This window comes from Acetobacter suratthaniensis (assembly GCF_017377745.1).
Classification (GTDB): Bacteria; Pseudomonadota; Alphaproteobacteria; order Acetobacterales; family Acetobacteraceae; genus Acetobacter; species Acetobacter suratthaniensis.
On sequence record NZ_JAFVMG010000014.1, the window covers coordinates 64247 to 77398 of the forward strand.

General features: G+C 49.8%; 10 protein-coding genes. All 10 read right to left on the reverse strand.

Annotation, left to right across the window (positions count from 1 at the left end):
- Positions 1 to 366 precede the first annotated feature (366 nt).
- The 10 genes from J2D75_RS11730 to J2D75_RS11775 all read right to left on the reverse strand — a co-directional run bounded on the left by J2D75_RS11730 (position 367) and on the right by J2D75_RS11775 (position 13039).
- Positions 367 to 1929: a carbohydrate porin gene (locus J2D75_RS11730; RefSeq protein WP_207855004.1), complete on the reverse strand. Its 1563-nt coding sequence runs from the start codon at positions 1927 to 1929 to the stop codon at positions 367 to 369.
- A 56-nt stretch (positions 1930 to 1985) separates the two neighbouring features.
- On the reverse strand, positions 1986 to 3290 hold the full coding sequence (locus J2D75_RS11735) for an MFS transporter (protein ID WP_207855005.1): 1305 nt from the start codon (positions 3288 to 3290) through the stop codon (positions 1986 to 1988).
- A 598-nt stretch (positions 3291 to 3888) separates the two neighbouring features.
- Entirely contained in the window at positions 3889 to 4641 is a 753-nt protein-coding gene (locus tag J2D75_RS11740; protein ID WP_279381466.1) for a maleate cis-trans isomerase family protein, read from the reverse strand.
- Positions 4642 to 4717: 76 nt separating this feature from the next.
- The gene (locus J2D75_RS11745) at positions 4718 to 5506 is read right to left on the reverse strand and encodes an alpha/beta fold hydrolase (RefSeq protein WP_207855006.1); all 789 of its coding nucleotides are present in this window, start codon (positions 5504 to 5506) and stop codon (positions 4718 to 4720) included.
- A gap of 5 nt (positions 5507 to 5511) precedes the next feature.
- Positions 5512 to 6156 (reverse strand): isochorismatase family protein, encoded by a 645-nt coding sequence (locus J2D75_RS11750; protein ID WP_207855007.1) that lies wholly within the window; start codon positions 6154 to 6156, stop codon positions 5512 to 5514.
- The gene (locus J2D75_RS11755) at positions 6153 to 7193 is read right to left on the reverse strand and encodes a 2,5-dihydroxypyridine 5,6-dioxygenase (RefSeq protein ID WP_207855008.1); all 1041 of its coding nucleotides are present in this window, start codon (positions 7191 to 7193) and stop codon (positions 6153 to 6155) included. Before J2D75_RS11755 ends, J2D75_RS11750 begins: the two co-directional genes overlap by 4 nt.
- A gap of 63 nt (positions 7194 to 7256) precedes the next feature.
- On the reverse strand, positions 7257 to 10826 hold the full coding sequence (locus J2D75_RS11760; protein ID WP_207855009.1) for a molybdopterin cofactor-binding domain-containing protein: 3570 nt from the start codon (positions 10824 to 10826) through the stop codon (positions 7257 to 7259).
- A complete protein-coding gene (locus J2D75_RS11765; protein WP_207855010.1) occupies positions 10823 to 11305 on the reverse strand; it encodes a (2Fe-2S)-binding protein in 483 nt (160 codons plus the stop codon). The genes J2D75_RS11760 and J2D75_RS11765 overlap by 4 nt, the downstream gene beginning before the upstream one ends.
- Before the next feature lie 31 nt (positions 11306 to 11336).
- On the reverse strand, positions 11337 to 12461 hold the full coding sequence (locus J2D75_RS11770) for an FAD-dependent monooxygenase (RefSeq protein ID WP_207855011.1): 1125 nt from the start codon (positions 12459 to 12461) through the stop codon (positions 11337 to 11339).
- Between the two features lie 125 nt (positions 12462 to 12586).
- Positions 12587 to 13039, reverse strand: coding sequence for a MarR family winged helix-turn-helix transcriptional regulator (locus J2D75_RS11775; protein ID WP_207855012.1), 453 nt, complete (start codon positions 13037 to 13039; stop codon positions 12587 to 12589).
- Between the last annotated feature and the right edge of the window lie 113 nt (positions 13040 to 13152).

Sequence of the window (13152 nt, forward strand, 5' to 3'; positions counted from 1 at the left end):
CCGCCTCTTGCAGAGCGTAATATCGAGCACTACATACCAACACAGAAAATATAGAAATAAAAATCATAACCGGATTAAAATTTCTAAAAAAATTATATAATAGAGGAATATATTCTCAAAAATAAAAAAATTCATAACGTATTAGCGATATAGAAAAATGCAAGAATCATATATTCATGTTGTAAGTATACAATATAACATTGCGAAAAATGAATTTATAACATCCTATATTTACAAAATTATTTCTACATTATTACAAAACGCCAATTTTATGCCGCTTTTATGAAATTCTAGAATTCCCATGCTATGACACGTTGGGTAATATGGAGAAATAGACGATGTCTCCATATCACCACAAACAATTTTTTATTTTCTATACCTATGCAGCTCAGGAAGATTCAAACCCGGGTTTATCTCGAAATTTACCAACAAACCGACTTGTGCAGCATATTTAACGTTAGGTAGCACTAACGATGATGCAAGCTGATCTGGATTCCAGATATATTCAAAATATGGTGTCGCCATAATACCTGGTGCGATATTCAATCCATAATTCAACTCCATCATCGTTTCTGTGCTATTCCATTGATTATGAAAACCTTCCGCTTGCAAAGCAGCATTCATGGAATGAACAATTTTCCGATTCCACAAATAACTTTGAAATACAAGACCTACATAATCTCGTGGTCTCGAACGAAACGGCCCCCAATCAAAGAGACCAGCGACAAAGCCATTGCGAACACTGCCATCTCCTGACGTCAAGAAATTAGCGGCCCCAAAGACTATCAATCCTCTTGTATCATTCCGATCGGGTTTCCAAACCATCTGTTGGGCTTGCACATACATAGTTGTACGCCCACGCCGTTGCTGTATTTTGCCGCCATTTTCTGCATAGACCTGATGATTAGTATTATACAAGGGATCATTATAAATTGATGTATCATAGGTAAATCCGAGGCTATACGCACGAGGATATTTATCTGTAGTAAAATCAGTATGATACCCGAGTTCAACAGGTACAAAGATACCTTCCGCCTTATCAAAACCCCAATCAGGTCCAGGCCATCCATTATGGTTTTTCATTCGGACCCACGGTTCGACTTCCCATATCCCCCCTTTTATATAAGTAGATTTTGTAGGTTTAATCAGCACCCGCGTGCTCCACGATGAGACGGTGAAAGATGGAGAAGAGCCATCAATTGTAAATGTTGTCGGTGATGAACAGAGAAAAGTTGCAAACTGACAATACAGTTCTGACCCTTCAAATTCACCCCCTTTTGGGTTAGACCTCCCAGCAAGAATAAAAAGGTGTTTATTAAATAATTCCTGATCCCATGTGAATTCACGGACCTGCAACCCATCATGATTTCCCCACGTGTTTAACCATGACCAGTCCGATGCATTATATTCCCAACTACGCCCTTGTCCTGCAACATCATCAATAATAAAATGAATTTGACCACCATGGATATGAGAAATTTTTTCCATATCAAGGTTTAATCCAATTAAAGCCCAGTTTGTATATGCAGAACCCCGCTTGTAACCACCACCAATATTAGAATTAAGCTGAGATATATTCCATCCATTGAAATAAATACCATAGTCAGAGAGTTTTTTCCCAGCTTTTTCGATCGGCTTAAACTGTAGAGAAAAAAGATACGGTTGCTGAGATAAAGAATGCGCCCCTTTGGTATTATTTTCTATCGGGCCATCTCCCCCGTTGGGTGCTGGCACAAAATTCGGCACTCCTGGCTGCGTCGGAGCATGGGCTGTATCATAATAATGACGAGTTCCCTGAACAAAATAGGAATCTTTCTCTTGATCTACTTTTGCAATATTTTTTGGACTACCATATCCAAAAATTGGAGTTAATAAAAAAGCAAACCCAAATGAAAAAATGATATTTTTTCTTGATTTTTCACGTTTCATTTCAGAAAACTCCTTCTGTAACACAGATTTTTATGGGAAATTTACGTTTATAGACGCTATATTTTATCGTTCCTTACAAATAATATTGATATGCCACCTAAAAATATAAGAACCGAAAAAATCCATATAACGCCAGACATGTCTCCAGTTACACTCCGCGCATAACCAATTAAAGCTGTCGCAAAAAAACCAGCGATATTTGCAATGGATCCAGCAAGAGCCAAGCCGATAGCCGCGCTACTTCCTTTAAGAATAAGAGAAGGAAGAACCCAAAACGGAGGCAACGCTCCAAGAATACACATATTTGAAATAGTGATGCATATTATCAGAGCAGAAATATTTCCGATTAAAAATGGGATGCAAGCCATAGACATGCTCCCCAGAATGATAGGAATAGCTATATGCAACCGTCTTTCATTATACTTATCGGAGCTCCATCCAATAAAAACCATACTGATAACGGCTGCTATCTGTGGAATTGCACTTAATAAACCGATTTTAACCGGCGATACAATGCCGTCATCATGAAGCAACGATGGCGTCCAAAAAGCAATCGTATATAAACCAAGAAGTAAAGAGCCGTCTACAACACCAAGCAACCAAACTATTGGACTACTCAATGCGTTCAATACACTATCATATAATTTACTATCCTTTGCATTTTGAGGATTATCATAGTTTAGACGATTGACGTCAGCCGTAGTAAGCCACGCCGCTTTCTCTGGTGAGGAGGGTAAAAATATGAAAACAGCTATTCCTATAAGAACCGGTGGGATTGCTTCCCAGAAAAAAAGCCAACGCCACCCTTGATAACCTCCGAATCCATCTAAGTATTTCATGATTATACCAGATATGGGGCCACCAATTACACTAGCCAGCGGGATACCAGCCATAAAAGCTGCCGTTACTTTTGAACGATATTGAGGCGGGAACCAAAGCGCGAGGTAGTATAGCACTCCAGGCATAAATCCGGCCTCAGCGATCCCCAAGAGAACTCGCAAACAATAGAATTGAGACGTCGTATTGACGAGCATCATAAGGCCAGAGCACACGCCCCATGTGACAAGAATACGGGCAATCCAGTTGCGTGCACCAAATTTTACAAGAAGTAAATTGCTTGGAATTTCACATAAGATATAGCCCAAAAAAAACAAACCCGTGCCAAATCCATACGCTGCTTCGCTCATTCCCAAGTCCGAAAGCATACGTAGCTTTGCATAACCAACGTTTACGCGATCTATATATGACGTTAGAAACCCTAAGAATAATAAAGGCAAAATTCGCCATGCCATTAAACCAAACAGGTCTTTCCCTTTTTGTTTGGAACAATGCGCACGCTCAGAAACACCAACACTTCGCATGACCACTCCAGATCAAACATTCCGCGCAATTCAGGATATGTGCAGCATTAAATGCCAGCCCACTCATTGCGATTCCGTTATGGATAAGATAACCGCGTATACGCGATAATGATAGCAGAATGTTGCGGATTCGGAATTTTTTGCGTCGGATGACTAAAAAAATCAACGATGCCTGATCATATAATTACATCAATATAAGAAAGGTGATTTTAAAGAGTTTTATTTTTTGTATGTTGAAATATGAATTCTCACTGGCGAGACTATCATATTGCGCTTACCCGATGCTAAAATGACCCAGCAGTTACGTGAGTGTCTCATGCCAATATGCATAATTTAAGATTAGGACGCGATTTTTGTGTTCCTGGCATGGATCTCGCACGAACACGGAGGATGCCATGATTTTCCAGCGCTGCTTCTGACACAGAACGCCAATAATTATTCATAATATAAATAAAATTGCTGCACGCAAAACTACGCCGCAATAAAATTAACAAACCGCTCTTAACTATGAAAAAAATATATATTGACCATAAAAAGATGGCCGAATATTAATCCCCGGCCATCTACATCTTTATTACGATTTTATTTTGAACCGATATCAGTAAGCCCCGGATAGCAGAGCGCCGCCGCCAGGAGCAACCCTCTCTAGCCCAAGTTTTTTCAACATGGCATAGGTTGTCGCTACTGCGGCGCTAAGAGTTGGCTTGCCTGTAATAGCCTCGACCATGGGTACAACTGGCAAAGAAGGCATCTGAACGCAGGCCGAAACAATCACGGCGTCAGCATCGCTATACTTGAGAGAGCGTGCAATATCTGGAAGGCGAGAGCAATCATGCCGGGCAACATCCAGATTGTCGGGAATCTCCAGCGCCACGTAATCTATGACGGTATGCCCTTCATTGGCGATATAATTGACCACAAGTTCGGTCAGAGGCCGCATATAAGGTGCAATAACAACAATCTTCTTTGCATCAAGCACCTTCAGAGCATCAACTAGCGCCCCTGCACTTGTTACGACAGGCGCAGGTTGTCCGTTCTCCACCGTACGGCCATGCAATCTCTGTTCAGAAACCCTATGATAGCCCAACCCCATAGACATGGTTGCTACAAGGCAGGCATAGCCCAGCACATCCACGGCGGCATCGCTTAGTTCAAGTGCACAACGGTCTGACTGACTGTCCATAGCCGCCAACTCATCCTTGTTGACCGTTTTCATCCGCATCCGGGCTGAGTGAAAAGTAAATCGTTCAGGCCGGATGTTTTCTCTCAAACGCAACAGAGCAGGAATTTCCGTTTCCATAGTAATGTTGGAACTCGGCACGATCTGGCCAATGCGGTAATGTGTTTTCATCAATTTTTACCTTCGTGACAAACAGCAGCCATTTAAACGGACTGCTGTTTTTTTATTAATCTGAGAAAACACGCCCCTAGGAAACGGCTTCCATAAAACCCTCAAGGTTATCCCAGGGAATCATATGCCCTGCATCCTGCACCTTAACGATTGAGATCGCCGGGTTGAGCCCAGCAATCTCAGCCTCGTCCTCGGGTTGGATAACACCACCACGCGTAGCAACAACCAGACGCGTAGGCATGTTCAGATGTGGAATATCCTGATGGATATCTTCAGTATGAAATTTTTCAAACGTGATCCGGGTGGCCAACTCATCGCACGTATGCAGCCACTGTGCGCGAAGCTGGCGCTGTTCCAGTGTCCATGTCGGACAGAACCGGCTCATGTCTTCCGCACTCATGCCCAATCGTGCAAGCCGGATAGACTCTGTATACCAGTCGAGCTTTGCAGGATAAGCCCGCCGCCCCGGCCCGCTAACAGGCGGATCAATCAGAAGCAGGCGTGCAATAGTCGAAGGATTACGCCGGGCTGCGCGAATACCGATCCGTGCCCCCATAGAATGCCCCAGAACCGTTGCATTCTTCAGACCTAGTGCTTCAATGAAGGCGGTTACATCATTGGCATAACTATCCAGATCATAATCAAGATCCGCTCCAGTTGCAGACAGGCCACGGCCGCGCACATCGAGAATATAAACATCATGCGTAGCGGCCAGACGCTCGCCCACGAACCCCCAAGTTATTGCGGGACTGGTAATGCCGGGCACCAGAACTAGAGGTGTCCCCTTACCACCGTAGCGCAGGTAATGCTGGCGGATACCATTGGCATGAACATTCGCACCATAAAGCAGCCGGGTTTCAGTCATACTCATTATACTCCTGCCTGATCCGGCACTGTGGCCAGAAGTGTTTCAAGATCGAGGACATCGGCACATTTCTGCGCCATATCGAAAAGATTGGCTTCATGTGGGGCAATAGCTCTGTCCCCCACACAATCCGATACGACAACCGGACGAAAGCCTGCCTGCATAGCATCCAACACGCTGGCGCGTACGCAGCCCGAAGTCACGCACCCCGCCACCACGACCGTCTGCACACCATGCGTTACAAACCACGCAGCAAGCGGTGTACCTGCAAATGCAGATGGGACGGTTTTACGCACGACATACTCGCCTTTTTCCGGGGCAAGTTCGGGCACAATGGCTGAGGCTGGATTATTTTCTGTAAGCCCCAGCATGGTTGGAACCTTCAGCGAAAAAATGTTCGCGTCAGAACCATCATCTGCGAAAACAATACGTGTGTGAGCGACTTTCCACCCGCGCTTTCTGGCCTCAGCCAGCAATGTGCGCGTCCGCGCAATGGCATGAGGAATATTGCCACCACCAAAAGCGTCTGGATCTGCAAAGCCATTGACAAAATCAACAATTAACAGGCCAATCTGGCCCACAATACCAATCTGGTTACCAAAGCCCTGTTTTTGATAGCGCTGCTCATCACGCCCATCCATAGCTGTCATGCCTTGTCTCCTATAAGCTTACCATTCTGCACAACTGCTTTTCCATCCAGCATGACGGTACAGTTCCGCATGGGAATATCTATATGGCAGGCCGTCTCACGCTTGCCTCCGGCTTCGTTGTTCGGCCCGGTTGACCACAGAAAATTGCCTGCACAGGCACGCGGATCCATGCCGATACTGGCCTCACGGTCATAAAACCCCATAACAGACCAATGTGCCCGTTCCTGTAACCCCCACCCTATGTGCGAAACGGCGAATACCTCTGGATCATTAAAACTTTCCATATAATCACGCAGGTGGTCTGCTTCGAACCCGCCTTCAATCGCTTTTACATAGCCTTTTTCCAGATGGCAGGTGATCGCTGCCGTAACATAACTTTTCTGGGGCAGAAGAATGTCACCCGGAGCCAGCACAATACGCCCTTCCGCCGTACCTTCATTCGCCCATGTGGCTAAAAATCCACTCGGCCAATGATCCCAGCGACCGGGCTTATCCACAAAGCCGTATTCTTCCAGAATGGGGTAATCTCCCAGTGCAAACGTTGCATCTGTACCGGCTTCCGAACTCACCGTCATGGTCCGGGCAGCACGCAGTACAGCTGAGGCCGCCAACACTTTTTCCCTATCCTGCAATGTAGGCGTCATACGCACCAGAATATCCGGCGGCTCAACCGCCAGAAGAATACGACCACCAGCCTTGAGAATTTCATGCTGCTCAGCCGAAAAAAGCAACGTCATCAGATCAAGAACCAGATCGCTGGCCTTGAGCATTTCGACTGCTGCCCGGTTTTCAGTCAGCGGTGTTGTGCCCACAAAAGCCAGCGGGTCACGTGACAGAGAAACACTGCCATTGCTGGGTTGCAGGTCAAGCCTGTTAGCAATGGCACCGCGTTCCTGTACCGCCAGAATAGCACAGCGTAGTGTCTGCTCGTTGGTGCTGGAAGATGTTAGCAGCGCAACACTTTGCCCCCTCTGGAGGCCGCATAGGTCAAGCACCTGACGCCAAGCTCCTAAAAGCTCAAAATCACTGACAGGCATGGCATGTTTCCTTCATGACAAATGGTATTTTCATCGGAACAAAAACCCGTATTCTGACAAACATTAAGGGTGCACCTGAGCACGCAATGCAGCGACCCGTTCAGGCAGGTTCGGCCAAGGTTTCTCTCCCGGCGCCATCGTGCGGCGTAAGTAAGAGACAACCTCGACAATCTGCCGGTCCGACAGCAGGTCCCGATAAGCTGGCATGGTGTTGGCACTGCCGTGGGCGGGCTCAGATGCACCATTCAACAAGACGTTGAGAACATTATCCGGTGTTTTGGCCCATACATTGCTGTTCAACGCCAGTTGCGGGCGCGCACCGTACAAATGCGCCCCCTCCCCTTCATGGCAAGCGGCGCAAGCCGTGTTATAAATCCGCGCGCCCTCCCCTGCGTCCAGAGCCTGCTGCGAAGCCGCTGCCGCCAGCACCGCCTGCCTGCGGGCCTGCACGGGTTCGGTCGTCTGGCGGGTGTCAAACGAAGCGATATAATGTGCTATTGCCTGAACATCCTCGTCCGGTAAGGCTTGCATGGCATGCACCACTGGCGCCATAGGGCCGCCTGCCGGGCCATGATTAGGACTGAACCCTGTGCGTAAATATGCATAGAGATCCTGCTCACTCCAGGGCAACGGCGATACTGATAGGTTCGAGAGGGCTGGGGCATTCCACCCTTCTGCCTCTCCACCTGCCAGATAAGCAGACCGCCACCGCTCTGCCCCCAGAGCGTTGCGAGGCGTATGACAGCCGGAACAATGCCCCGCACCTTCAGCCAAATAGGCACCGCGGTTCCATAATGCGGAGCGAGCCGGGTCGGGTGTGAATGGCGCCGAACTATGAAACAGCGTGTTCCACCCGGCCATGAACGCACGAATATTATACGGGAATGTCAGGCGGCTGCTCGGCACTTCCTGCCTGACCGGCTCCTGAGACATCAGGTAGGCATAAAGTGCCTGCATGTCCGTATCATCAATTTTTGCGAAACTGGTATATGGAAAGGCAGGGTAAAGATGATGTCCGTCCCTGCTGATCCCCTCACGCATAGCGCGTGCGAATGCGGTATAGGACCAGCGGCCCAGACCAGTTTCGGGATCTGGTGTCAGGTTGGTTGTATAAATCGTACCAAACGGTGTTTTAAGGCCAAACCCACCTGCATTTTCCACGCCCCCGGGCGCTGTATGGCAAACGGCGCAATCTCCTGCCGCGGCAACCTGTGCCCCCCTAGCAATGACACTTTGAGAGAACATGCCGGACACAGGAGGCGGCACAGGGGCAATCGTGGCCCGCCAAGGCATGAGACTGCTCAACCCACCACCCACAACGGCAAATATTCCGGCTAACCCGCCAGCCCGCAAAATAGTTTTCCAGTTCCGCTGCTTACCGGCTGGAGAGGCAAGTTGCCCGACTGTGGCCAAAGCCGCCAAAGTAACCGGGGCTGGTGACTGTAGAGGGCCAAGCGCCTCATCCAGCTGCGCCTTGACCTTTTCAGGAGTAAAGGGGGCATCTCGAAAACGCACCCCTGTTGCGGCGTAAAGCGCATTGGCAATAGCCGCGGCACTGGGAACAGACGTCGACTCTCCGGCCCCCAAGGGGGGCTGCTCTGGCTGGTTCACAAGGAGGGGCTCTATCCGAGGCACCTCGGGAAAAGTCATGATGGGGTAACCACCCCACTCACGGCTTTCCACCCCATCTGCGTCGAACGTCACCTGTTCCTTCAGCACCCGGCTGGTAGACTGGATGACATTACCATGCAACTGATGCCGGACACCTGCAGGGTTAATCATAAGCCCCGCATCCTGCCCGACAACAGCACGCGTTACCGTTACCACCCCTGTCAGTCTATCGACTTCTATATCTGCAACCCAGGCCGCCCATGCAGCAGGGACACCGGGAAATGTACCATGCACATATTGTGCATAAGCCAGCCCACGTCCGGCAAGCACTCTGGCCTGCACATCGGGTTGTGGCGGCGCTACACGGGGCTGCCAATCGGCTTTTGCTGCCGTGGCCTTTAACAAAGTCGCAGCCCGCTCATCAGGAAGATGACGCAGGCGATATTCCAGCGGGTCTACCCCCGCAGCAGCCGCCAGCTCGTCTATGTAACTGTCATGGGCAAAGCTGTTGGGCAGGGCTGATACGCCTCTGAACCATGATGCCCGCGCCATAGGCGGCATGTCACGTACGGTGATACGTGTATTCTGATAAGCATACGGCGGGACCGAAGTCCGGTCACCCATCTGGGCCACCTGTGGCACTGCGGCAGGCACAGCACCTGTCAGAACCAGCGCCAGAAGCGGTGACACGTTTGAGGGATAGCTCGTATGCAGATCATAGGCGAGAGGCTGCCCCGCTTCATCCAGCCCGCCCCTGATACTGACAAGCTGGGCTGCCCCTTTAGGCTCCCAGACATGTTCCTGCTCACGCGATAACTGCACCCGCACGGGCCTTCCCACGGCACGGGACAGCAGCGCCGCATCGCCCCCTACGTCATCCGCACAGTTACGCCCGTAACACCCCGCAGCCTCATGCCGAACGACGGAAACACAAGCCGGTTCCAGCCCCATCAGCAGCGCTAGATCAGCTTGCAGCATGTGGGGGTTCTGGGTGCCAGACCAAACCTTAAGTCGCCCCTCCTGCCAGTGTGCCACGGAACAAGACGGGCCTATGGAACCATGCATCTGGTAGGGCCAGAAATATTCACGATCCAGACGCTGCGAAAGCTCCGGCAGAGCAGCTTGAGCATCGCCCGTATCGAGCACCACACGCTCTGTATAGGGGTTTGCCTTCAATGCTTCCAAAGGATCAGACAAATTCGGCAACGCGACCGGTGCCCATGTAAGGTGCAAGGCTGCGGCTATAGCTGCGGCCTGCTCTTCCCGTTCAGCAACAACGCCGACAAAATCACCCAGCACGACAATATCCAGAAGCCCCGGCATGCCCGCTACGGATTGCCTGTCTACGGATAGCAGCGTACGGCCAACAAAAGGACCATGATCATAGCCACCATAAGGTGGCCGGATAACCCGACCATGAACCATGTCAGGCACACGCACATCATGCACATACACCGCACGTCCCGTGACCTTGTCAGGAATATCAACACGCGGAAGATCCTGCCCTACCAGACGGTAGCGCGACACGGGTTTGACTGGCGTTTTCGCATCCAATTCGCACCGTACAGAGAGACCTGACACCAGATCACTGAAGCCGAGATCGACACTCCCGTCCGCAGCACTGACACGGCCATTACGGACATCCAGTGTATCTACAGGCTGCTTTGTCAGCTCTGCTGCACGTTGCAGCAAAATCAGCCGTGCCTGTGCAGCAGCCCGTCGCAAAGGGCGGGCTGTAACCTGAATACTTTCGCTTGCAATAGTCGCCCCCTGATCCGGGGTTTGGTCTGTATGCCCCAGAACCATGCGCACCTGAGCGGGCTCTGCATCCAGTTCCTCAGCCATAATCTGGGCAAGCGATGTAGCGATACCTGTGCCGAGATCAACATGACCGCAAAAGCCGCGCACCTGCCCATCGGGCCCAATTTCCAGCAGTGTTTCCTCACGCGGTACAAAATTACCGCGCGCGGACAACCCCTTTGCAGGTACAGACTGTTGGAAAATCTGTAACATGCTTTTCATGTTTCATCATTCTCCGGTTGCAGACCTGCCGCGATCCTCGCTGCACACAAAATTTCCATATGTGTACCGCAACGACAAAAATTATATTTCAGAGCTTCCCGTAGCCCACGTTCATCAGGGTTCGGAACTGCGTCAAGAAATGCCCGCAGCGTCATAACCATACCGTTAAGGCAGTATCCACACTGTGCAGCCTGCGCCTTAACAAAGGCCCGCTGAACCGGGTCTGTGCCATCAGGAGAAAGCCCTTCTAGTGTCACGATATTTGCGCACCGTGCGGCCGTATCCAGCCGCACGCTACAACTTCTGGCCGCCTGTCCATCCAGAAGTACAGTACAGGCGCCACAAGCCCCCAAACCGCACCCGAATTTAGGACCATTCAGCCCCAGATCGTTGCGCAGAATATTCAGCAACGGCGTCGCAGGCGAGGCCACCACCTCGTGGCGACGTCCATTCACATTAAGAAAAACGCTCGCCACCATGACACATTCCTTTGTTTTAAAGGATCAACTGTCAGCCAAAAGACAGGTCATACACATTATCGCCGTAGCACCAGTACGGATCTTCCGGCTGCTTCAACCACGTATTGGCATTAGAAATAGCTTGAACCTTGGTCGCCCGTTCCTTACGCGCCGTATAATAAGCGCCAAACGTATGGTTCAGGTCAGACACCCCGAGGCGAGCCAGACTTAGTGCCAGCACCGCAGCATCCTCTACGGCCATTGCAGCACCTTGAGCCATATGCGGCTTCATCGGATGGCAAGCATCGCCCAGCAACACAGTTCTCCCCTGATGCCACACCGGCAAAGGCTGCCGTGTTTTCAGAGGCCATTTCGTCACCACATCTGTGGCGTCAATGTAACCCTGCACCAGCGGATGGAAGCCCTTAAAAGCTTCGCGGAATGCTTCACGGCTACTGGGCAACTGCCCGGCCCGGCTCGTCCACTCCGCTGGCTCACCTGTTACGAGATAGAACTCGCTTTCATCACGATCCAGATAATAACAGACGATATGCCGGTCATCAGACCACCACTTTGCATTTACATCAGCCCCAAGCGCCTTAGCAGCCTGTCCTGGAATAATCGCCCGATGCGCAATCCAGCCCGTGTAAACAGCCTCATCCATGCCGAACAGTTTTTCACGCACACAGGAATTGATGCCATCAGCACCAATCAAAATATCAACTGTCTCTACAGCACCATTTTCAAACGTCAGCGTGACTTCACGACCATTGTCACTGAAATCAATCAGCTTATGACCCCAACGCACCCGCTCCGGGCTAATACGCTCCAGCATCCGCTGATGCAGATCTCCACGATGGATCGTGATGTAAGGAGCACCATAACGCGGGCGCTCCGCGTTCAAGGGAATCTTGGCCATAACGGTGCCGTCATCCCACTTCCGACTAACCCAATAATCTGGCAGGCAGGAAATTGCTTCCAGTTCCTTATCCAGGCCATCAAGCTGCGCTAAAATTTTCAATACATTGGGGCCAAACTGGATACCCGCTCCCAATCGGGAAAAGCCCGGCGCCTGATCGTACAGCACAACATCAAAGCCCGCTCGCTCCAATAGCCCCGCAGCAGCGACCCCCCCTAGGCCGGCGCCTGCGATTCCTATGCGAATTCCGTTTGCCATAGTCTTTAATCCTTGACTGCGTTCCTGCCCATCAGCGGCATATATAGCGTATACGCGATATATGCATACTCGTTGAGAGAAGATCATCCGTCAAGAATTTTATTTCGGTTTAGATATGCTTTTAATTACGATTCCGAAATCGCAAGCTTGCCCAGGATATGGAGTGCTGCAATGCGTTCACACGCATCCAATGGCGCAAGGGTCAATTCAGTAACCTTTTTCGCTACCGGAATTGTTGCGTCAATCAGCGCTTTCCCTTCTGGCGTAATCGACACCAGCCGCTGACGTCGATCTGCCTTGTCCTGAACAATCTGCACAAGACCGCGTTTTTTGAGGCGGGAGACCACGTCACGCAAAGTTGCATGATCAACAGCGGTCTCGTGACTGATCTGCACGATCGGTGCATTACCCAATTTACGTATCGCTGTCATTACCGCAAATTGGACTGATGTCAGATCAATATCAGGAATTTCTTTTTGAAAAATTGCTGTATGCCGCTGATACGCACGGCGCAAAAGATGACCAATTTGCTTTTCAAGAGCATAATCTGAGGCTAATATATTTTCAAAATCGGACATAATTTAAATCCTCAGACAAAAAATATTAATATGTTACACAAAATCGTGAGGATCGATATTTTTGACGATCACACTCAACTATATAAGCATTATTCTCCCATCACAAAAGATAT